Consider the following 20,368-nt stretch of genomic DNA (forward strand, 5'->3'; position numbering starts at 1 on the left):
GCCGGAGCGGGCTCCTCCGGGGGCGAGGGGCGGTCCCGTACGGGTGCGGATCGGCGGTCCCGTACGGGCGGCGACCGGAGGTCCCGTACGGGTGGCGGTGAGCGGGCCGGTGCGGGCGGTGGCCGGGGCGCCGGCGGCCGTGGCGGTCGCTCCGGAGGCGGTTCGTCCGGCCGGACCGCTGACGGCCGGGGCCCGGACGCCGACGCGCTGGTCGGCGAGGTCCTCGGCGCCGTCCGCTACGCCGCCGACGGCACACAAGCCGAGGACGCCGCCGAGGCGGGCGCCTCCCGGCTCGCCGCCGCCCCCGAGGGCGCGGAAGCCGTCTCCGCCGCCGTCCTGCGCGCCGCCGCCGACGCCGTACGCCGCTGCTGGGCGGGCGGCTGGGAACCCGCCGACCTGGAACGCATCGTCCGCCGCGACGCCACCGACCCCGCGCACGCCGAAATGGTCGTGGACGCCATCGCCGCCGATGCCCGCCGCGGCACCCGCCCGCCGGCCGCCACCGACCGCTGGGACGCCCAGCTGCGCCGGCTCGGCGCCGAGGTCTGGTGGCAGTCCGACGGCGGCTACCTCGACGCGCTCGCCGCCCGCCGCCGCGCCACCCGCTTCGAGATCACGTACACCGTCCTCCTCGCGCTGCGCGCCCTCGCCCGGCTGCCGCGCCTCGCCCCGCTCCCGGCCGCCCCGCCGCCCGCCGCCCGCACCGCGTCCCCGGGCGCCTCCCGCGCCCTCGGCCGGATCCGCGGACTGCTGGCCAAGGCCGAGGCGACCGACTACGCCGAGGAGGCCGAGGCGCTGTCCGCCAAGGCCCAGGAACTGATGGCCCGTCACAGCATCGACGAGGCGCTGCTGGCCGGGGCCGGCGCGGCCGCGGGCGGCGGCCCCACCGCGATCCGCATCGGCATAGAGGGCCCGTACGAACAGGCCAAGGCCCTCCTCCTCGACGCCGTCGCCACCGCCAACCGCTGCCGGGCCGTCTGGTCCTCCGACACCGCCTTCTCCACCCTCGTCGGCTACGAACCCGACCTGGAGGCCACGGAGTTGCTCTACACCTCCCTCCTCCTCCAGGCCACCACCGCCATGCACCGCGCCGCCGACGTCCACCACACCCGCGGCCGCGCCCGCCGCACCCGCGACTTCCGCCAGACCTTCCTCGTCGCCTACGCCGACCGCGTCCGCACCCGCCTGACCGCAGCCACCGAGACCGCCACGACCGAGGCGGCCACCGGCGCGGACGCGGGAGCGACCGGCGGCCTCCTCCCCGTCCTCGCCGCCCGCGCCCTGGCCGTCGAGGAGACCACCGGCACCCTCTTCCCCGACACGTCGCCTGTCCGCCTCCGCGGATTGAACGACGCGGAGGGCTGGCGCCAGGGCCGGGCGGCGGCGGACCGGGCGCGGTGGGGGGAGGGCTGAGGGGCGCTCCGCGAGGGTTTCCCGCGCCTGGATGGCCCCGGCGCAGCCGGACGGTCCCGGTGTACCCGGAGGCTCCGGTCTACGCGGACGGCCTCGGCTCACCCGGACGGCCCGCGGCCCGCTACCCGCTCACGCCACCCCGAACCACGGCAGGCACTCCGGCAGCCCCGCCGTCTCCACCGGGACCGTCCGGTGCTGCCGCCACCGCTCGGCGGTGAGGCGGAGCCTGCGCAGTACGGCCGGTTCACCGCGTACGACATGACGTTCCACGCCGTCGTCCTCGTAGCCGAGCCTGCGCGACACCGCCAGCGAGGCCGCGTTGTCGGCGAACGCCCCGGAGACGGCGTGCTGCGCGCCGAGCCCGGCGAAGGCCAGATGGAGGACGGCCGCGCGCATCTCGGTCCCCAGACCCTGGCCGTGGTGGGCCAGGCCCAGCCAGGAGCCGGTGTCCACCTCACGGCGGACCGGGAAGTCCCGGGCGCTGATGCCCTGCGTCCCCACGACGGTGCCGTCCCGTACGACGACCAGGTTCAGCTCCCAGTCCTCCGGCCGCCACGCGCCCAAGCCGCGCCAGTGGAACTGCAGGACACTCCGCGCACGCTCCTCGGGCCCGACATCGGTCCACGCCACGGGGAACGGCTGCACCGCCGGATCGTGCACCCCCTCGGCGGCCAACGAGGCCAGTGCGGCCAGCTCCTCCGGATCCGGCAACCGCAACTCCAGCCGCGGCGTGAACAGCCGCAGCCCGGCAAGCGGCCAATGCGTCAGTAAGGTCATGACCAGGGATTCTTCCGATCCCCAGCCATCGAGGCCACCGGTTTGGGCGGGCGGACGCCGCGCGCGGGCGGTGGGCCGACCCGCCCTCTCCCGCCCCGTTCTCACCCCGGAAAGGGCGGCGGCGCCACCGGCGGCCGCACCGGGAAGCGGGCCGCCTGCTGCCGCCGGTGCTCCTCCACTAGGCGCAGATTCGCGTCATAGCTCTTCCGCAGAAGGCGCGGCGCCAGCGCGGCGCCCACCAGACTCACCACCCCCAGGAGGCCGAACGCCGCACAGAGGGGCAGCGTCTCGCGTACGGCCGCGGCCAGTACGGCGAAACCGGTGGCGACGGCGATGAGCAGGAGCGGGGTCCGAGCGGCGGATGTCTCCTCGTAGAACGCGACGAGCCGCTCCGCCCGCGCGGCGCGCAGCGGCGTGACGAGGTTCAGGGCGAAGGGCTGCACGGGAGTCGCGGGCGCCCCGGGAGCCGCGGGCGCCGCCGCCACCGCGAGCCAACTGCCCGCCGCCCGCGCCCGGGCCAGGGCCGCCTGCGCCCGCTGCCGCGCGAGCGGACTGTCGTCCCGCGTGTACCGGAGCCGGTACTGCCCCTTCCCGGGCCGCTCCTCGGCGCTGAGCCGGTATCCCAACTCCTCGGCCAGCCAGGTGATACGTCCGACGTGGTGCGCGGAGAACGCACCGAGGTCGAACTCGACGGACGGCCTCCCGTCGAAACGCGCTGCCGTTGCCTCGTCGTTCATGCGGCTGCCCTCGTTGTCGGATCGGTTGGCGGGCCGGTGTGCGGCGCCCCGGAGAAGGGGCGACCCGACGCTATCGCGGGGCCCGCGAGTCCGGCCTTCTATGGTTGATCTCCATGCTCGCCTACGTGGCCGATCGGCCGGGCCGGGGGGATCCGTGAGCGGCAGCAATCCGGTGTGGGCCGAGCGCACGCCGCCGGCGTTCTTCCGGCGGTGGCGCGCCGAGTGGCGGGACGAGGGGCTTTCCCCGGCCCACTACCTGGACTTCGAGGGCGGTCTGCGTGCCGTCCTGGTGGCGGCCTGGCTGTTCTGCCCCGAGACGGTGGCGTACCGGGGGTGCGTGTTCCTCAAGGAGCGCTTCTGCCGGGGCACCGTCGACGACTGGTTCGCGAAACCGGGCGACGACCGGCAGCGCATCGAAGCCGTCGTCAACCATGTGGAGTTGTGGGACACGTTCGCCAACACCCCGCTGACCGACGGCGATCGGCTTGGTGAAGAGCTGCCTCAGCTCGCGCTGGCTCTGGGGGAGTGCTGGCGGGGCGTGCTGTCCGTACGCCATCCGGAACGGAAGATCACGGTTGAGGTGAGCGACGAGGAGGACGGTTCCTACGGGCCGACGGTGACCTTCTGGACGCGCCCGGCCACCTCGGCCTTCGGCCGGTCCGGCCCGTGAAGCGCCACCGACCCGTCGCGGTGGCTCACCCTCCGCCCGGGCGATCCGCTACCGCCCGTGGCGGCGCAGGGCCGTGAGAGCCCGGGTGAAGGCCGAGTCCCGGGCGTCCGTCGCGACCTCCTGGAGGAAGTCGCCCGTGCGGATGTCCGGAGGGATGCCCGGGCCGTCGAAGGTGGTGCCGGACGGCGTGAGGTACTCCTCGTTCGGCAGGCCGAAGGTCCAGCCGTTCGGCAGCCTCCGCTCCAGGACGTCCGAGAAGACGCCCTGGGTGTTCCGGCCGACCCGGACGGTCCGGGACGGGCGCTGCATCAGGGCCTGGGTCAGGGTCTCGCCCGCGCTGTAGGTCTCGCCGCCGGTCAGCACCGCCAACGGGCCGGTGAACCGGAACCGGTCGGGCGACGGCCGTACGGGGATCCGCTGCGGGTGGGTGAAGCGCCCCGCGTCGACGGGTGAGTTGCGGGCCCGCTTGGTGTACGCGAGGTAGGGGCGGTCGGTGAGGCGTTCGGCGACCTGGAGCGCCAGCGCGTCCGAGCCGCCGCCGTTGATCCGCAGGTCCAGGACGAGGTGCCGCAGCCCCGGCCGGATGGCCTCGCTGAGCGCGCGGTCCAGCGCGGCGCTGTTGCGCGCGTGGGCGGGGCTGCCGGCGTCGTATCCGCCGAAGCCGGAGATCCGCAGATAGCCGGTGCCGTCGGGCAACCGGGCATAGCCGATACGGCCGTTGGCGAAGCGCCGGAGCCGCGCGTCGCCGAGGTCGCGCCGCTCCACGAAGCGCTGGACCTGCTGATCGAGCGTGGGGGAGGGGATCGTGGTGCCGGGGCGGCTCTGCGCGAAGAATCCGGTGTCACCGGCGTCGAGGGACACATGCGCGTCGTGCAGCGGGCGCACCATCTCCCGGAGGACGGCGAAGAGTTCGGCGGGCGTCATCCCGTCGTGCACCTGGGCCCGGTAGCGGTCCCGGACCGCCTGCCAGTCGATCCGCTTGGCGGCGAAGAAGGGGTAGTTCTCCCGGAAGGTCCGCCAGAAGACGTCGAAGGTGGCCACGGCCCCCTTCGGCGCCGTCTCCGCGCAGCGGTCGGGCAGCGCCGGTATGCGCCGCAGGGCGCGGTCCCCGACCGAGCCGTCGAAGTGCAGGGTGGCGCTGGTGCCGTCCGCCGCCGGGCGTATCCGGTAGACGGTCGCGTCGTCGCCGGTGTAGGTCACGGTGCCGGTGCCGGTACCTGTCTTGTTGGCGTTGGCGTTGGCGTTGGCGTTGGCGTTGGCGTTGGCGTTGGCGTTGGCGTTGGCGTCGGCGTTCGCGTTGGTGTGGGAGTCGGCCTTGGATGTGCCGGTGCCGGTGCCGGTGCTGTTGCCGCTCGTCCGCTGGGCGGTGTCGCCGGGCAGACAGCTCGTGGTGGTCGTCTGGTACTCCTGCAGCCGCCCGTCGTGCAGGGCGAGCACGGTGCCGTACCCGTCGGCGCGCCATACGCCGTCCACCCGGTCGGCCCCGTACGACGCGGCGGCGACGGGCCCCGCGGCCGCCGCGGTGCCTGCCGCGACGGCGAGCAGCACAGCCACCGCGGCGCCCTTCCGCCACGCCCGCTTCCCGCGCCCGCTCCCCGCCTCACTCCTGATGTGCACGTTCGCCCTCCCCGTCGGCCTTCTCAGCTCCTGTGAGCTCCTGTCAGCCAGGATCCGCGACGGCGGCCCGACCAGGAATCCGGCTGACCGGCCGAGGCACAGGGGGGCTGGCCCCACCCCGGAGGGCGGGGCAGGGCGTCACCGGACGGGCCGACGCCACGCACCACACGGCGAGGCAGGCGCCGCCCGACGCTCACCCGCCGGCCCGGGCCACCCCCACCGGGCACGAAACCCCCGTCCCCCCGAACCCGCAGTACCCCGCCGGGTTCTCATCGCGGTACTGCTGGTTGCAGAGGGCACTTGCGACGAGCGCTGGTCCGACTGCGTCGACTGGGCTGGGCTGGGCTCGTAATGGCGGTTCCGGTCTTGCCGCGGTGGGGCGGGGCGCCATTGCCACAGAGGCCGGCCATACCGACGGCAGAGACCGCGATGGAGGCGCAGCCTTGTGAGCCAGCGCAAGGGCGTGCGCGAGGCGTACCGGACGTACAGCGGCGTCGCCATGATGAGACGGGAAGTCCACTCCCCGTTGGGCAAGTTCAGGATCCGCCTTGGCAACACCCGCGGGAGGACGCCCCTGCCCCCGCCCAGCCCGCAGTACCCGTTGATCTCGCGCGAGAGACGGTGCTGGTATCGCCAGTCGCTTGCGACGGGCTGCCCTCGCCGCGGGCCTCACCCGGCCCAGGAAGAGGCTCCCGTGCTCACTCGCCGTGGGGCACATGGTCGGAATCGAGCGTGAGCGTCCGCGGGTCGGGCCACGTCCTGACAGGAACGTCGGAGACCGAGTACACCTCCAGGCAGGAGAGGTAGCCGTCCGCGGCGAAGAGGAGTACTCCGGCTCCCTCCGGGGTGCCAGGGACGTGGAATGTTGCGGATGCGGCTACCGGGGCGTCTTCCTCACGCAGTGCGGCCCCGGGTACGGCCGACCGGTCCACGAGGAGATCAACGGTCGCGCACCCGCAGCCGCACCGCCGGCTCACCACGGTGTGCGGCAGTTGGCGAAGCAGCTCCTCCCGGGCAGGGGTGCCTGGCGGGAGGAGTGCCTCGATGGTGGCCGCGACGTCACCGGGCAGGGAAGGGCGCTCAGCGGCCATCGAAGTTGGCCACGCCGATCGGGCACGAAACCCCCGTCCCCCCGATCCCGCAGTACCCCGCCGGGTTCTTGTCCAAGTACTGCTGGTGGTACCCCTCGGCCGGGTAGAAGGGGAGGTCGGCGGCGGGCAGGATCTCGGTGGTGATGTCGCCGTAGCCGCGGGAGCGCAGGACCTCGGCGTAGGCGTCGCGGGAGGCCTCGGCGGCCTGCTGCTGGGCGGGGGAGTGGGTGTAGAGGGCGGAGCGGTACTGGGTGCCGACGTCGTTGCCCTGGCGGAAGCCCTGGGTCGGGTTGTGGGACTCCCAGAAGAGCTTCAGGAGCGTGGCGTACGGGACGACGGCGGGGTCGTAGACGACGCGGACGGCCTCGGTGTGGCCGGTGTGGCCGCTGCAGACCTCTTCGTACGTCGGGTTCGGGGTGTGGCCGCCCTGGTAGCCGACGAGGGTGGTGTGGACGCCCTCGGTCTGCCAGAACTTCCGCTCGGCGCCCCAGAAGCAGCCGAGGCCGAAGTCGGCGATCTCGGTGCCCTGCGGGTACGGGCCGAGCAGGGAGGTGCCGAGAACGGTGTGCCGCTCGGGGACGGCGAACTCCCGCTCCGGGCGGCCCTTGAGGGCTTCCTCGGGGGTCGGGAGGTGGTTGGGGAAGCGGGAGAACAGCATCGCGATCAGGCTCCGGGGAGGACGGCGTGGCACGGCAGGCGGCCGCCTGCCGTGAGGACGGTGGCCTCAGCTGCAACATCGGGCGGGGCGGTGGAATTCCGGGCGGCCGGGGCAGCTCAGAGGGCGCTCCCGGCCGCCCCGGCCGAAGCCCGCCATCCGTGCGATGGCGCCCCGCCCGTCCTCACTCCGGCCGTATGCCGCCCGTGGCCGTCCCCCCGCTCCGCTCCCAGCCGGCCACCGCGAGGGCGCGGTAGGCCGCGTACTCCGCCGCGGGGCTGTGGCCGTACGACCACGGGACGGCGCCGACGTGGCCGTCGACCTCGCGCAGCTGTTCCAGGGCCTCGCCGTAGCGTTCGGCGCGGACCAGGAACCAGATCAGCAGGTGGCGGACGTGCGGGGCCATCGGGTGGTCCGCGGGGGCCTCGCGGAGGGCGTAGTGGGCGCCCTCGACGGCCCGCTCGATCACGGCGCTCTGGTAGAGGCCGCGGACCATGTTGGCCTCGGGGAGGTGCTCGTAGACGGCGAAGAGGGGCAGGGCCGGGAGCAGGCTGCCCGCCGGTGCGCCGGCGGCGGCGCGCTCCGCGAACGCCTCCGCCTCCTCGCGCGAGCCGTGCCACTTCTGCGACCAGTACGGGAGCGCCGCGAGGTGGGCGCCCATGTGGTGCGGTGCGCGGCGGGCGACCTTCTCCCACAGCTCGGCGTAGTCGGCGGGGCGGTCGTGCAGCCCGCGGGCGACGGCCAGCTCGATGACGTACGGGATCGGGCTGCCCGGGGCCAGCAGGGCCGCCTCGCCGCAGACCGTCCGCGCCTCCTCCAGGATCATGCGGAAGTCCTCCGACCCCGGATCCCGCAGCGCCTGGAGGACGAGGAACTGGGCGTGCGTCTGCGCGCCCCCGGCGTCCTTCGGGTCCTCCAGCCGCCAGCGCCGCAGCCACACCCCGCCGCTGTGCGGCGCACCGGGCGCGGCGTCCGGGGCGTCCTGCTCCCGGGCGAGGTCGAAGGCGGCCGCCCCGGCCAGCGTCTGGACGCGCTGCCAGCGCCGCTCGTCGTCCTCGGGGGTGGCCCGCAGCAGCGCCGCCGCCGGGCGCCAGTCGTGGCCGCGCCGGATCTCCGCGAGGACGCGCTCCAGCTCCTCGTCGGGGCCCGGCAGGCGGACGTCCAGCGCATCGAGCGGGACGAAGCCGTAGCCCGCCACCGGGTCGGAGACCTGCGGCGGGCCCTGCTGCCGGAACTGCTCGGCGGCCCGGCGGCGCCGCAGCCAGGGCAGGAGGACGACACCGCCGAACGCGGCGGCGGCGAGGAGTACGAGCAGAGCGTCCATGAGGCGTTTCCCGGTCGGAGGCAGGGCGGCGGGCGGAGCGGCGGACGCGTGGCGTACACACGTCCTGCACTCTCCACTCCCCAGCGAACCAGAAAGTTCCGCAGATCGTCCCGCCCGATGGCGACTACCCTCGCTGTTCATGAGCGAACAGCGCGACCAGCGCCACCAGCACTTCGAAACCCTCGCCATCCACGCAGGTCAGGAGCCCGACGAGGCGACCGGCGCGGTGGTGACGCCCATCTACCAGGTGTCCACATACAAGCAGGACGGCGTCGGTGGGCTGCGCGGCGGCTACGAGTACAGCCGCAGCGCCAACCCGACCCGTACCGCCCTGGAGGAGAACCTCGCCGCCCTCGACGGCGGCCGCCGCGGCCTGGCCTTCGCCTCCGGCCTCGCCGCCGAGGACTGCCTGCTGCGGACGCTGCTGACCCCCGGCGACCACGTCGTCATCCCCAACGACGCCTACGGCGGCACCTTCCGGCTGTTCGCCAAGGTCGCGGAGCGCTGGGGCGTGGAATGGTCCGTCGCCGACACCTCCGACCCGGAGGCGGTGCGGGCCGAGCTGCGCCCCCGTACGAAGGCGATCTGGGTGGAGACGCCCAGCAACCCGCTGCTCGGCATCAGCGACATCGCGGCGCTCGCCGTCATCGCCCGGGAGTCCGGCGCCCGTCTCGTCGTCGACAACACCTTCGCCAGCCCCTACCTCCAGCAGCCGCTGGCGCTCGGCGCGGACGTCGTCGTCTACTCCACCACCAAGTACATGGGCGGCCACTCCGACGTGGTCGGCGGCGCCCTCGTGGTCGGTGACGACGCCCTCGGCGAGGAGCTGGCCTACCACCAGAACGCGATGGGCGCGGTCGCCGGGCCGTTCGACGCCTGGCTGGTGATGCGCGGCATCAAGACCCTCGCCATCCGGATGGACCGGCACAGCGCCAACGCCGCCCGGGTGGCGGAGCTGCTGACCGCGCACCCCAAGGTGACGCAGGTCTACTACCCGGGGCTGCCGCAGCACCCGGGGCACGAGGTCGCGGCCAAGCAGATGCGGTCCTTCGGCGGCATGGTGTCGTTCCGCGTCGCCGGGGGCGAGCAGGCCGCGGTCGACGTCTGCGACCGGGCGAAGCTGTTCACCCTCGGGGAGTCGCTGGGCGGCGTCGAGTCGCTGATCGAGCACCCGGGCCGGATGACGCACGCCTCGACCGCCGGTTCCGCGCTGGAGGTCCCCGCCGACCTGGTGCGGCTCTCCGTCGGCATCGAGTCGATCGACGACCTGCTGGCCGACCTCACCCAGGCGCTGGGCTGAGCACCCGGTGCGGTCTCCCGCAGGGGAGGCCGTACGGGCTTCCACCGGGGCGCGCCGGTTTCCGGCGCGCCCCGGTGTGCCGCGGGGCTCAGGAGGCCGCGCCCGCCGGCGGCATCGTCGCGGTGACGGCGGCGAGGGAGACGTTGAAGCGGGTCAACAGCGTGCAGAAGACGGCGCGTTCCTCCTCCGTCCACTCGTCGGTGACCATCTCCATCAGCGCGCGCCGCGAGGCCCGGACCTCGCCGAGGCGGGTGCGGCCGCGCTCGGAGAGCTGAAGGACGACCGCGCGGCCGTCCTCGGGGTGCGTGGCACGGCTGACCAGCCCGGACTCGACCAGCGGCGCGACCTGCCGGGTGACGGTCGAGGAGTCGATCCCCATCCCGGCGGCGAGCGCCTTGACGCCCATCGGACCTTCCTGGTCCAGGCGGTTGAGCAGCAGATACGCGGCGCGGTCCATGGAGTTGCGCGCCTGGCCGACCCCGCCGAGGCGGCTCTGTTCGGCGCGGCGGGCGAACACGGCCACTTGGTGCTGCAGCGCGTCCAGAACGGCGGGATCGGTGGGGGTCGTCATGTCCGAAGAGGTGGGCATGGCCGGGAGCTCGCTTCATGGGGGGCGTAGGGACCGGGGGACAAGGTTACGCGGAAGTGGCCGGGGACCGTCCGCCGGAAGCCGCCGCGCTCCGGCCCCGTTCCCCCGTCCTGTCCGCACCTTGGCCGGAAAAGGCCCGGTGGCCGCCGGACTGCCAGACTGGCGTCATGCCCGACCACACGTCGACCCCGCACCCCGCGTCCCCCCTGGCCGGCGCGGCCGCGCTCACCGTCGAGGACGTCCGTGAGGCCCACAAACTGCTCTCCGGCGTCGCCCGGGCCACCGTCCTGGAGAGCAGCCGCTACCTCTCCGGACTGGTCGGCGCCCCGGTCCACCTCAAGTGCGAGAACCTCCAGCGCACCGGCTCCTTCAAGATCCGCGGCGCCTACGTCCGGATCGCCGGGCTGACGGCGGCGGAGCGGGCGGCCGGAGTGGTGGCGGCCAGCGCCGGGAACCACGCGCAGGGCGTCGCGCTCGCCGCCTCGCTGCTCGGGGTGGGCTCCACGGTCTTCATGCCGGTCGGCGCCCCGCTGCCGAAGGTCGCCGCGACCCGCGACTACGGCGCCGAGGTGCGGCTGCACGGCCAGGTGGTCGACGAGACGCTGGCCGCCGCCCAGGAGTACGCCCGGCGCACCGGCGCGGTCTTCATCCACCCCTTCGACCACCGGGACATCATCGCAGGCCAGGGCACCGTCGGGCTGGAGATCCTGGAGCAGTGCCCGGAGGTGCGCAGCATCGTGGTCGGCGTCGGCGGTGGCGGACTGGCCGCCGGGGTGGCCGTCGCGGTCAAGGCGCTGCGCCCGGACGTCAAGGTCATCGGCGTCCAGGCGGCGGGCGCGGCCTGCTACCCGCCGTCGCTGGCCGCCGGGCACCCGGTGGCGGTCGAGGGGCTGGCGACGATGGCCGACGGCATCAAGGTCGGGCGGCCCGGCGACATCCCGTTCCGGATCGTCGAGGCGCTGGTGGACGAGGTCCGTACGGTCTCCGAGGACGCGCTGGCCGGGGCGCAGCTGCTCTGCCTGGAGCGGGCGAAGCTGGTGGTGGAGCCCGCGGGGGCGAGCCCGGTGGCCGCCCTGCTGTCGGACCCGGGGGCGTTCGAGGGCCCGGTCGTCGCGGTGCTGTCGGGCGGCAACGTCGATCCGCTGCTGATGCAGCGGATCCTCCGCCACGGCATGGCCGCCGCCGGCCGCTACCTCTCGCTGCGGCTGCGGCTGACCGACCGCCCCGGGGCGCTGGCGACGCTGCTCGGCGTGTTGTCGCAGGCCGACGCCAACGTCCTCGACGTCGGCCATGTCCGCACCGGCCCGCGCCTGGGCCTGACCGAGGTCGAGGTGGAACTCCAGCTGGAGACCTCAGGACCCGAGCACCGCGCGGAGGTCACGGCGGCGCTGCGCGATGCGGGCTACACGCTGTCGGAGCCGGAGTGAGCGCTTGTCGCGGCACGGGAAAGCGGCCCGGAGCGGAGTGCTCCGGGCCGCTTCCGCGGACGTCGTGGATCAGCCGGCAGGCGGCGTGATCAGCCCGAGTACGGCTTGGCGTCGAGGATCTTCACGCTGGCCTTCTTGCCGTTCGGAAGCTCGTACTCCGCGTCGGCGCCGACCTTCTTGCCGTTCACGCCCTCGCCCAGCGGGGACTGCGGCGAGTAGGTCTCGATGTCCGAGCTGGCGTACTCGCGCGAGGCGAGCAGGAACTCCAGGGTGTCGTCCGGGTCTCCGTCGAACGCGATGGTGACGACCATGCCGGGAGCGACGACACCGGTGGCGGCGGGGGCCTCGCCGACCTTCGCGGTCTGCAGCAGCTGGGTGAGCTGGCGCACGCGAAGCTCCTGCTTGCCCTGCTCCTCCTTGGCCGCGTGGTACCCGGCGTTCTCCTTCAGGTCACCTTCCTCGCGGGCCGCCGCGATCTTCTCGGTGATCTCGGCGCGTGCGGGACCAGACAGGTACTCCAGCTCGGCCTTGAGCTGGTCGTACGCCTCCTGGGTCAGCCAGGTGACGCTTTCGCTGGTCTGGGTCACAGGTGCTCCTCGTCGGTACTGGGGATAAATCAAACGCCCTACCAGGGAAGGATTGCGCCTTCACGGGTGGGCGAAACCACGAGCCTAACAATTCCGGCACAAAACGGGGAAGAGGAAATCTTCAGGGAACCTCCCTGAGCGTGAATTCCCTGGTCGGAAGGGGTGACCGCGCGTCGGGCCGACGATCGCCCGGGCATGCCGGGGGCCGGAGGCCTCGCGCTCAGTGACCGCCGGAGGACGCGGACGAACAGCCGACCAGCTCCGCCGCCGTCGCCCGGCCCGTCGTCCGCAGCGTCACCTCGGTGTCGATCTGCTCCCCGCGCTCGCCGACGGTGACGTCCTTGCGTCCCACCTCGGCCTTGTCCGCGGAGAGCACCCGCAGCGTGCACACGCCCGTGGCGTCGCGGTCCTTGACGACCTCCAGATGCACCTTCACCGTGCCGTCCGGCACCGCCGCCCAGGCGATCACGCGTCCGCTGACCTTCTCGCCGCCGATGTACGAGATCCCGCTCCAGGCGACCACGCCGAGCAGCGCCGCTCCCAGCACCCCGCCGACGATCTTCAGCCCGCGGTCGTTCCGCCCCTTCGAGGACCGTCCGTAGCGGCCTTCGGGAAGCCCGTCGCGTACCGCGGTCATGCTCTGTCCTCCTGCTACCGGGGCGGGGAGGGTCCGGCCCCGCGGGTTCCCGTCCGGGGAATACACGGCCCCCTCGCTTCGGTCACTATAGGAGGCATCTTCTCCCAGCCTTTACTGAGGATCGAGTCTTGACTGAGCAGCTGCGATTGATGGCGGTCCACGCCCACCCCGACGACGAGTCGAGCAAGGGTGCGGCCACCATGGCCAAGTACGTGTCCGAGGGGGTGGACGTGCTGGTCGCCACCTGCACGGGCGGGGAGCGGGGCTCCATCCTCAACCCCAAGCTCCAGGGCGACCCGTACATCGAGGAGCACATCCACGAGGTCCGCAAGAAGGAGATGGACGAGGCCCGGGAGATCCTGGGCGTCAAGCAGGAGTGGCTCGGTTTCGTCGACTCCGGGCTGCCCGAGGGCGACCCGCTGCCGCCGCTGCCGGACGGCTGCTTCGCCCTTCAGGATGTCGAGGCGGCGGCCGAGCCGCTGGTGAAGCTGATCCGCTCGTTCAAGCCGCAGGTCATCACGACCTATGACGAGAACGGCGGGTACCCGCACCCCGACCACATCATGACCCACAAGATCACGATGGTGGCCTTCGAGGCGGCCGGCGACCCGGAGAAGTACCCCACCGCCGGCGAGCCCTGGCAGCCGCAGAAGCTCTACTACAACCAGGGCTTCAACCGCCCCCGCACCGTCGCCCTCCACGAGGCGCTGCTCGCCCGCGGCCTGGAGTCCCCGTACGGCGAGTGGCTGGAGCGCTGGAAGGAGTTCGAGCGGCGCGAGCGCACGCTGACCACGTACGTTCCCTGCGCCGACTTCTTCGGGATCCGTGACAAGGCGCTGATCGCCCACGCCACCCAGATCGACCCCGACGGCGGCTGGTTCCGCGTCCCGATGGACATCCAGCAGGAGGTCTGGCCGACGGAGGAGTACGAGCTGGCGAAGTCGCTCGTCGACACATCCCTCCCCGAGGACGACCTCTTCGCGGGCATCCGCAACAATTGACCTCATGATGAGCGCGACCAGCACCCTCGCCCTGACGCACTTCGTCACCCTTGCCGACTCGTTCGACAAGGACAAGGTGACCCCCGGCATCCTCGGCTTCATCGTCTTCGCGGTCATCGGCGGCGCCGTGTGGCTGCTGATGAAGTCCATGAACCGCCACATGGGGAAGGTGGATTTCGAGGAGAAGACGGCGGGAGCCACGGCCCCCGCCTCCGCCTCCGCGGCCTCCCCCGCCAAGGGGGAGGCGGACGCCGGCTGATTCCTGGGCCCGGCCGCCCGGGCGGGGGGTGCCCCGGGGCCCGGCCCCGGGCCGCCCGGGGCCGGAGCCTGCCGGTCCGGCTGGCCGCCGGTCCGGCTGGCCGCCGGCCCGGCCCGTCGGCCCGTCGGCCGGCCGCCGCGGTGCGCCCTGTCACTTGTTGTCGTGTCTAGCAGGCCCGGCCGGTATGGAAAATACTCGCCGAGTGTCCTGCGAACCGCCGGCATGTCATCACGTGAGGGGCGCTCGATGGACGCGTCGTACGACTGGGATTTCCTATCGGACGGGAAGCCGTCCGGGCGCGATGCCTCCGGCGCCCGCGCCCGGAGCCCCCTCGAAGATCACGTGGACGAGCTGGCGCTCTTCCTGTCGGTCCATCTGGGCCGGACCCCCGGGCTGCTGTGGCCGGAGGCCGAACATCCCGCACAGGGCTGCACGGACGCCTCCCCGTGGGACGCGTCCGACCTCCGCGACCTCGCCCGCCACCTGGCCGCCCGCACCGGGCTGGCGTGCTCGTCGGAGCAGTTCGTCTCGCCGCCGCTGGGCGGCCACCCGCGCGGCGGGGGAGGCGGCGACATGCTGGTGCACCAGCTGGAAGGGGCCGGTTCGTGGACGACGGCCGCGGAGGCCGGGGGCGGCAGCCGCTCCTGGCTGCACTGGCGGCTGCTGCCCGGCGAGGTGCTGTACATCCCCGACGGCCGGTTCCGTCACATGACGTCGACGGTGGCGGTGCGGTACGTGGTCACCCGGCTCTCGGGGGAAGCCCGTCAGGGGGAGTGAACCCGCGAAGGCGCCGCACACCCGGTGGGCCCGCGGGGACCTGCCGTGGCGCTCAGCCGCCCCAGGACGTGTCGTCGGGGTCCCCGGATCCGTCGACCGCGGCCGTGTGACCGCCGACATACCACCGATCCGCTGTTTTCGCTGCGTAGCCGAGCGGTTCCTGGGCTACGGTCGTGGAGGCGGGAACGGCGGGTGCGGCTGCGAACGCTAAGCGCTTGGGCATGATCAATCCTCACGGGAGTTCGGTCATGTAACGGCAGTCCAACCAGCCTTTGCGGAAAGCTGGTTGAGGTCCGTCGCCACCTCCACTCTGACGGGGTGATCACGGCCTACGGGGTCGTTCCGGCACTCATCAAGTTGCCTGACCTGAACGTGACGGGGGGCGTACGCGGATGTACCCGCATGAACCGGTGAAGAGTGGTGTACGTGCGGACATTCCGCGGCGCCCGGCCGTCACCTCCGTGACGCGGCCGCGTGGAGCAGCCGCCGCCCGTGCGGTCAGTGTCTTTCCGGCGCGCCCTGCACGTCACCGTTCGCCGAGGGCTCGTGCCAGGGCTCTTCCGCGGCGTTTCCGTCCAGGTCGAGCAGGCCCCGCGCCATGGCCGCCACGCCTGCCTGGAAGCGGCTGCTCGCGTCCAGCTCGTCCATGATGTCGGCGATGTGGCGGCGGGCGGTGCGCAGTGACATCCCCAGTCGGCGGGCGATCGCCTCGTCCTTGAGCCCGGCGCCCAGGAGGCGGACGATCGTTTCGTTGATCTCGCGGGACACCTGCCCCAGGTCCTGGCCCGAGGTGCTGGAGAAGGGGGTGGCCATGTCCCAGGTGCGCTCGAAGATGTCGCAGAGGTACGCGACGGTGGAGGGTTCGCGGATCACCACCGCGCCCCAACTGCCGTCGGCCACCGGGATGAAGGCGACCTCGCGGTCGAAGGCGATGAACCGGCCGAAGAGTTCGTGGGCGGTGCGGTACTGCGCGCCGAGCCGGGACGCGGCGACGACATACGCCTGGCTCGGGCCGTTGAAGCGGGCCGTGTGGTGGTAGAGGGTGCGGATGGATATGCCCCGGCGCAGCATCGTCTCGTCGCGGCGCAACGCCTCCTCCATCGCCTCCGGCACCCGCGCGCCCCCGCCCGGCTGGCAGCTCAGCACCTCCCGGCTGCACGTGACGGACGCCTGGTTGAGGGCGCCGCGGACGTCCTGGACGTTCTCCAGGACGTCCAGGGACTCGGGGTTCGAGCGCCGGCGCAGATAGCAGGGCAGAAAGCGGCCGAGGTTCTCGCGGATGTCCCTGATGACCCGCTGCCGCTCGCCGATCTGCGCCTCCAGGGGCGCCACGAGCTGCGCCACCGCGGTGTCCGGCGCCACGACGTAGGCGGCTTCGGCGTCGTCCGGGTCGACGTGCAGCAGGCGCGAACTCCGCAGCCGGCTCACACTCGACGTGACGGCCTTGATCGTGTGCCCCGTGGCGGCGGCGATGGCCGTCACGTCCCCCGTGCGGTGCTCCAGCACCCAGGCATACACGTCGAGGTCCAGGTCGTTGAGCCTGTGTAGCTCTTCCGGTGCCACCATCGTCCCCTCTTGTCGCGTTCGCCCCCGCATCGCGTTACTGCCAGGCATGTTGCTGAGCCCCCTGGCCGCTGGCGTCAGGATAAGCAAACCGGAACTCTCAGAAGGATCTTGCAACGAGGTGCGCGAAGGGCGTGTCGACGACTGTCAGGGACACGTCGTACATGGCCGCCGGCCGGGAAGCGTGCCGTACGGATCCGGGGCCCGTGCGCCGCAGGGCCCCCGTCCGCACGAGGCGCGTCCCGGTCGCGCGGCCGGTCCTGCCCGGTGTCCGGCCACCCTCCCGTACGCCTCCCCCGACCGCCAAGGAGTCGCCGTGAGCAACCTCCCCGCCCCCACCTCCCCGCTCTTCGACGACCTGTCGTCACTGACCCCGCGCGAAAGAGAGGTGCTCGGCCACCTCGTACAGGGCGAGACCTACCGGACGATCGCCCGCCGCATGGGGCTGAGCCCGCACACGGTGGACACCTACCTGCGGCGGCTGCGCAGCAAGACCGGGGCGACCAACCGCACCCAACTCGTCGCCCTCGCCTTCCGGTTGGGGTACTGAAGGTCACGGTCCGCGGCCGGCGCGGGGCTCTGCCCGGCGGCCTCCCGCCGGGCCGGGCCCGCGACCGGCCCTCGCCGTTTCACCGGAGCCGGGTGGAGCGGCGGGGGAATCGAACCCGCCAAGGCCGCGCCGCCCGCCCCGGCTCCCGATTGCCGCTCCCGGGCACCGGATCGTGCGACGATGCCGGTATGAACCGCCTGGCCAACTCCCAGTCGCCCTACCTGCTCCAACACGCCGACAACCCCGTGGACTGGTGGCCGTGGGGTCAGGCGGCGATGGCGGAGGCCGCGCGGCGTGATGTGCCCGTTTTTCTGAGTGTGGGGTACAGCGCGTGTCATTGGTGTCATGTCCTCGCCGAAGAGAGCTTCGAGGACGAGGCGACCGCCGCGTTCATGAATGAGCACTTCGTGTCGGTGAAGGTGGACCGCGAGGAGCGGCCCGACGTCGATGCCGTCTACATGGAGGCGGTGCAGGCGGCCACGGGGCAGGGCGGGTGGCCGATGTCCGTGTTCATGACGCCGGACGGGGAGCCCTTCTACTTCGGGACGTACTTCCCGCCGGAGCCCCGGCACGGGATGCCGTCGTTCCGGCAGGTGCTGGAGGGCGTGCGCAGCGCCTGGGCGGAGCGGCGCGGCGAGGTCGGGGAGGTCGCCGGGCGGATCGCCAAGGATCTGGCCGGGCGGTCGCTCGCCGGGTCGCTGTCGGCCGACGCGCCTCCGGGGCCGGGCGATCTGGCCGCCGCGCTGATGGCGCTGACCAGGGACTTCGACGCCGTGCACGGCGGTTTCGGCGGGGCCCCGAAGTTTCCGCCGGCGATGGCGTTGGAGTTCCTGCTGCGCCACCATGCGCGTACCGACTCCGAGGGCGCCGTGGAGATGGTCGAGGCGACGTGTGAGGCGATGGCCCGCGGCGGGATCCACGATCAGCTCGGCGGCGGGTTCGCGCGGTACGCCGTCGACGCGACGTGGACCGTGCCGCACTTCGAGAAGATGCTGTACGACAACGCGCTGCTCTGCCGGGTCTACGCGCATCTGTGGCGGGCCACCGGCTCCAGCACGGCCCGCGCTGTCGCGCTGGCGACCGCCGACTTCATGGTGCGGGAACTGCGCACCGTCCAGGGCGGGTTCGCCTCCGCGCTGGACGCGGACAGCGAGGTCCCGTCCGACAGTGAGGACGCACCGGGCAGCGGGCGCCACGCCGAGGGCGCCTATTACGTATGGACCCCTGACCAGTTGCGGGCGGTGCTCGGGGAGGCGGACGGGGAGTTCGCCGCGGCGTACTTCGGGGTGACGCGGGAGGGCACCTTCGAGGAGGGCGCCTCGGTGCTGCAGCTGCCGGACGGCGTCGGCCCGGTGGACGCCGAGCGGGTGCGCTCGGTGCGGGAGCGGCTGCTGGCGGCGCGGGAGCGGCGGCCGCGGCCCGGGCGGGACGACAAGGTCGTCGCGTCCTGGAACGGTCTGGCCGTCGCCGCGCTCGCCGAGACCGGCGCGTACTTCGAGAGGCCGGACCTGATCCAGGCGGCCACGGACGCAGCCGACCTGCTCGTTCGCGTCCACATGGACGGGCAGGCGCGGCTGCACCGCACCTCGAAGGACGGCGTACCCGGCGACAACAGCGGCGTCCTGGAGGACTACGCGAACGTCGCCGAGGGCTTCCTCACCCTCGCCTCCGTCACCGGCGAGGGCGTCTGGGTGGACTTCGCGGGCCTCCTCCTCGACACGGTGCTGGTGCAGTTCCGGGCCGAGGACGGTTCGCTCTACGACACGGCGGCGGACGCGGAGGCGCTGATCCGCCGCCCGCAGGACCCGACGGACAACGCCACCCCGTCCGGCTGGACCGCCGCCGCCGGCGCCCTGCTCTCCTACGGGGCGCTCACCGGCAGCGCCCCCCACCGCGAGGCGGCCGAGCAGGCGCTCACCGTGGTGACGGCGCTGGCCGGGCGCGCACCGCGGTTCATCGGCTGGGGGCTGGCCGTCGCCGAGGCGGCGCTGGACGGGCCGCGGGAGATCGCCGTCGTCGGCCCGCCGGACGGTGCGGCCACCCGGGCGCTGCACCGCACCGCGCTGCTCGGCAACACCCCCGGCGCGGTCGTCGCGCTCGGCGAGCCGGGCACGGACGACGCCGACGCGATCGCGCTGCTGCGGGACCGGCCGCTGGTCGACGGCGCGCCCGCCGCGTACATCTGCCGCCACTTCGCCTGCGAACGGCCGGTCACCGACCCGGACGAGCTGAGCGGACGGCTGCGCGGGACGGTGCGGTGACCGGCGGGCCCGGACGGTGGGGTCGACGGCCGCTCGGTCGGAAGTGCTCCGTCCAACGGCGGAGTTGACTCCGGTGCGTAATCGGGCGTGAGATCGATACATGACGCAGCGCACCGCACGTGAAGTCCACCTGAAGGCCCGTCCCCAGGGCCCGGTCACCGACGAGCTCTTCGAGATCGTGGAGGTGCCGGTTCCCGACCCCGCGCCCGGCCAGGTTCTGGTGCGCAACACCCTGATGAGCGTCGCCGCCGTGATGCGCACCCTCATGGACGAGTCGAGCGTGGTGCCGCTCACGCCGTTCGCGCTGGGTGCGCCGCCGGCCGGACCGGCCATCGGCGAGGTCGTCGCCGCGCCCGGCGGCGAGGTGGCCGTCGGCGATCTGGTGCAGCACCGCCTCGGCTGGCGCGAGTACGCGCTGCCGGCCGCCGCGGCCGTGCAGCGCATCGACCCGGCGGAGCTGCCCGACCCGGCCGCCCATCTCTCGCAGGGGCCGACCGCGTGGATGGGCGTCGTCCGGGGCGCCGAGGTGCGGCCCGGGGACACCGTGTTCATCAGCGGGGCGGCCGGCGGCGTCGGCACGCTGGCCGGGCAGATCGCCCGGCAGCGGGGCGCCGCCCACGTCATCGGCAGCACCGGTTCGCAGGCCAAGGCCGACCGCCTGGTCGAGGAGCTCGGCTACGACGCCGTGGTGATCCGGGGTGCCGGACCGATCGAGGAGCAGCTGCGCCGCCTCGCCCCGGACGGCGTCGACGCGGTCTTCGACAACGTCGGCGGCGAGCAGCTGCGCGCCGCGTTCGCGGTGGCCAAGCGCGGTGCCCGGATCGCGGTCGTCGGTTCGCTCGCCGCCCAGATGAGCGGGCAGGGCCCGGACGTGCTGGAGGTCGACACGGCGTCGCTGCTCGGCCGCGGCATCACGCTGCGCGGCGTCGCGCTCCACGACCACCTGGACCTGATCCCGGAGTGGAACGCCCGCTTCGGCAAGGGCCTGCGGGACGGCACGTTCACCTTCCCCCACAGCCGGCTGCACGGCATCGAGCAGGCCCCGGCCGCCCTGCGGGAGCTGACCGAGGGCCGTCACATGGGCGCGGTGATCGTGGAGTTGTGAGCCCGGCGGGGCGGAGGCCGGGTGCGCC

General features: G+C 73.4%; 19 protein-coding genes and 1 pseudogene. 10 read left to right on the forward strand and 10 right to left on the reverse strand.

Annotation, left to right across the window (positions count from 1 at the left end; genetic code table 11):
- Positions 1–207: 207 nt before the first annotated feature.
- A complete protein-coding gene (locus tag ABT345_RS19590; protein WP_386459674.1) occupies positions 208–1,413 on the forward strand; it encodes a DUF2786 domain-containing protein in 1,206 nt (401 codons plus the stop codon).
- Positions 1,414–1,542: 129 nt separating this feature from the next.
- Here the strand turns inward: ABT345_RS19590 and ABT345_RS19595 are convergent, their stop codons facing one another.
- Both ABT345_RS19595 and ABT345_RS19600 read right to left on the reverse strand, forming a co-directional pair.
- Entirely contained in the window at positions 1,543–2,190 is a 648-nt protein-coding gene (locus ABT345_RS19595) for a GNAT family N-acetyltransferase (protein WP_345089912.1), read from the reverse strand.
- A 101-nt stretch (positions 2,191–2,291) separates the two neighbouring features.
- Entirely contained in the window at positions 2,292–2,927 is a 636-nt protein-coding gene (locus ABT345_RS19600; protein ID WP_345089909.1) for a hypothetical protein, read from the reverse strand.
- Between the two features lie 154 nt (positions 2,928–3,081).
- Between ABT345_RS19600 and ABT345_RS19605 the strand changes: the two genes are divergently transcribed.
- Positions 3,082–3,597, forward strand: coding sequence for a hypothetical protein (locus ABT345_RS19605; protein WP_345089906.1), 516 nt, complete (start codon positions 3,082–3,084; stop codon positions 3,595–3,597).
- 48 nt (positions 3,598–3,645) lie between these two features.
- Here the strand turns inward: ABT345_RS19605 and ABT345_RS19610 are convergent, their stop codons facing one another.
- From ABT345_RS19610 to ABT345_RS19625, 4 genes and pseudogenes are all read right to left on the reverse strand, one after another.
- Positions 3,646–5,214 (reverse strand): S41 family peptidase, encoded by a 1,569-nt coding sequence (locus ABT345_RS19610; protein WP_386459612.1) that lies wholly within the window; start codon positions 5,212–5,214, stop codon positions 3,646–3,648.
- 193 nt (positions 5,215–5,407) lie between these two features.
- A pseudogene (locus ABT345_RS19615) lies at positions 5,408–5,503 on the reverse strand (peptide-methionine (S)-S-oxide reductase MsrA); the annotation flags it as partial.
- 791 nt (positions 5,504–6,294) lie between these two features.
- The gene (gene msrA / locus ABT345_RS19620; protein WP_345089903.1) at positions 6,295–6,963 is read right to left on the reverse strand and encodes a peptide-methionine (S)-S-oxide reductase MsrA; all 669 of its coding nucleotides are present in this window, start codon (positions 6,961–6,963) and stop codon (positions 6,295–6,297) included.
- A 181-nt stretch (positions 6,964–7,144) separates the two neighbouring features.
- Positions 7,145–8,284, reverse strand: a complete 1,140-nt coding sequence (locus tag ABT345_RS19625) for a hypothetical protein (RefSeq protein ID WP_345089900.1) — start codon at positions 8,282–8,284, stop codon at positions 7,145–7,147.
- Positions 8,285–8,423: 139 nt separating this feature from the next.
- Between ABT345_RS19625 and ABT345_RS19630 the strand changes: the two genes are divergently transcribed.
- Positions 8,424–9,584 (forward strand): cystathionine gamma-synthase, encoded by a 1,161-nt coding sequence (locus tag ABT345_RS19630; RefSeq protein ID WP_345089898.1) that lies wholly within the window; start codon positions 8,424–8,426, stop codon positions 9,582–9,584.
- Positions 9,585–9,672: 88 nt separating this feature from the next.
- Here the strand turns inward: ABT345_RS19630 and ABT345_RS19635 are convergent, their stop codons facing one another.
- Positions 9,673–10,173, reverse strand: coding sequence for a MarR family winged helix-turn-helix transcriptional regulator (locus tag ABT345_RS19635; protein ID WP_345089895.1), 501 nt, complete (start codon positions 10,171–10,173; stop codon positions 9,673–9,675).
- Between the two features lie 167 nt (positions 10,174–10,340).
- Between ABT345_RS19635 and ilvA the strand changes: the two genes are divergently transcribed.
- Positions 10,341–11,600: a threonine ammonia-lyase gene (gene ilvA, locus ABT345_RS19640; protein ID WP_345089892.1), complete on the forward strand. Its 1,260-nt coding sequence runs from the start codon at positions 10,341–10,343 to the stop codon at positions 11,598–11,600.
- 89 nt (positions 11,601–11,689) lie between these two features.
- Here the strand turns inward: ilvA and greA are convergent, their stop codons facing one another.
- Complete coding sequence (gene greA / locus ABT345_RS19645) at positions 11,690–12,187, reverse strand: transcription elongation factor GreA (protein WP_345089889.1); 498 nt, start codon at positions 12,185–12,187, stop codon at positions 11,690–11,692.
- 220 nt (positions 12,188–12,407) lie between these two features.
- Positions 12,408–12,824 (reverse strand): DUF4307 domain-containing protein, encoded by a 417-nt coding sequence (locus ABT345_RS19650; protein ID WP_345089886.1) that lies wholly within the window; start codon positions 12,822–12,824, stop codon positions 12,408–12,410.
- Between the two features lie 128 nt (positions 12,825–12,952).
- Between ABT345_RS19650 and mca the strand changes: the two genes are divergently transcribed.
- The 3 genes from mca (at position 12,953) to ABT345_RS19665 (ending at position 14,861) form a co-directional block, all read left to right on the forward strand.
- Positions 12,953–13,825: a mycothiol conjugate amidase Mca gene (gene mca, locus ABT345_RS19655; protein WP_345089883.1), complete on the forward strand. Its 873-nt coding sequence runs from the start codon at positions 12,953–12,955 to the stop codon at positions 13,823–13,825.
- A 4-nt stretch (positions 13,826–13,829) separates the two neighbouring features.
- Complete coding sequence (locus ABT345_RS19660; RefSeq protein WP_345089881.1) at positions 13,830–14,084, forward strand: RAMP4 family protein; 255 nt, start codon at positions 13,830–13,832, stop codon at positions 14,082–14,084.
- A gap of 246 nt (positions 14,085–14,330) precedes the next feature.
- Positions 14,331–14,861 (forward strand): hypothetical protein, encoded by a 531-nt coding sequence (locus tag ABT345_RS19665; protein ID WP_345089878.1) that lies wholly within the window; start codon positions 14,331–14,333, stop codon positions 14,859–14,861.
- A 498-nt stretch (positions 14,862–15,359) separates the two neighbouring features.
- Here the strand turns inward: ABT345_RS19665 and ABT345_RS19670 are convergent, their stop codons facing one another.
- On the reverse strand, positions 15,360–16,427 hold the full coding sequence (locus tag ABT345_RS19670; protein ID WP_345089875.1) for a helix-turn-helix transcriptional regulator: 1,068 nt from the start codon (positions 16,425–16,427) through the stop codon (positions 15,360–15,362).
- Positions 16,428–16,740: 313 nt separating this feature from the next.
- Here ABT345_RS19670 and ABT345_RS19675 point away from each other — a divergent pair, with 313 nt between their 5' ends.
- The 3 genes from ABT345_RS19675 (at position 16,741) to ABT345_RS19685 (ending at position 20,340) form a co-directional block, all read left to right on the forward strand.
- Positions 16,741–16,974, forward strand: coding sequence for a response regulator transcription factor (locus ABT345_RS19675; RefSeq protein WP_345089872.1), 234 nt, complete (start codon positions 16,741–16,743; stop codon positions 16,972–16,974).
- A gap of 188 nt (positions 16,975–17,162) precedes the next feature.
- Positions 17,163–19,235, forward strand: coding sequence for a thioredoxin domain-containing protein (locus tag ABT345_RS19680; protein WP_345089869.1), 2,073 nt, complete (start codon positions 17,163–17,165; stop codon positions 19,233–19,235).
- Between the two features lie 100 nt (positions 19,236–19,335).
- Positions 19,336–20,340 carry a zinc-binding dehydrogenase gene (locus ABT345_RS19685; protein WP_345089866.1) on the forward strand — a complete coding sequence of 335 codons (1,005 nt, stop codon included), beginning with the start codon at positions 19,336–19,338 and terminating at the stop codon, positions 20,338–20,340.
- Positions 20,341–20,368: the final 28 nt, after the last annotated feature.

It is taken from the genome of Streptomyces sp. NPDC000404, assembly GCF_040300365.1.
Classification (GTDB): Bacteria; Actinomycetota; Actinomycetes; order Streptomycetales; family Streptomycetaceae; genus Streptomyces; species Streptomyces ramulosus.

Excerpts from the sequence above, each read along its gene's own strand:
- ABT345_RS19625 (WP_345089900.1), bottom strand. The coding sequence starts at position 8,284 with ATGGACGCTCTGCTCGTACTCCTCGCCGCCGCCGCGTTCGGCGGTGTC.
- ilvA (WP_345089892.1), top strand. The coding sequence starts at position 10,341 with ATGCCCGACCACACGTCGACCCCGCACCCCGCGTCCCCCCTGGCCGGC.
- ABT345_RS19670 (WP_345089875.1), bottom strand. The coding sequence starts at position 16,427 with ATGGTGGCACCGGAAGAGCTACACAGGCTCAACGACCTGGACCTCGAC.
- ABT345_RS19665 (WP_345089878.1), top strand. The coding sequence starts at position 14,331 with ATGGACGCGTCGTACGACTGGGATTTCCTATCGGACGGGAAGCCGTCC.
- ABT345_RS19600 (WP_345089909.1), bottom strand. The coding sequence starts at position 2,927 with ATGAACGACGAGGCAACGGCAGCGCGTTTCGACGGGAGGCCGTCCGTC.
- ABT345_RS19635 (WP_345089895.1), bottom strand. The coding sequence starts at position 10,173 with ATGCCCACCTCTTCGGACATGACGACCCCCACCGATCCCGCCGTTCTG.
- msrA (WP_345089903.1), bottom strand. The coding sequence starts at position 6,963 with ATGCTGTTCTCCCGCTTCCCCAACCACCTCCCGACCCCCGAGGAAGCC.
- ABT345_RS19685 (WP_345089866.1), top strand. The coding sequence starts at position 19,336 with ATGACGCAGCGCACCGCACGTGAAGTCCACCTGAAGGCCCGTCCCCAG.
- ABT345_RS19650 (WP_345089886.1), bottom strand. The coding sequence starts at position 12,824 with ATGACCGCGGTACGCGACGGGCTTCCCGAAGGCCGCTACGGACGGTCC.
- ABT345_RS19595 (WP_345089912.1), bottom strand. The coding sequence starts at position 2,190 with ATGACCTTACTGACGCATTGGCCGCTTGCCGGGCTGCGGCTGTTCACG.
- ABT345_RS19660 (WP_345089881.1), top strand. The coding sequence starts at position 13,830 with ATGATGAGCGCGACCAGCACCCTCGCCCTGACGCACTTCGTCACCCTT.
- ABT345_RS19680 (WP_345089869.1), top strand. The coding sequence starts at position 17,163 with ATGAACCGCCTGGCCAACTCCCAGTCGCCCTACCTGCTCCAACACGCC.
- ABT345_RS19630 (WP_345089898.1), top strand. The coding sequence starts at position 8,424 with ATGAGCGAACAGCGCGACCAGCGCCACCAGCACTTCGAAACCCTCGCC.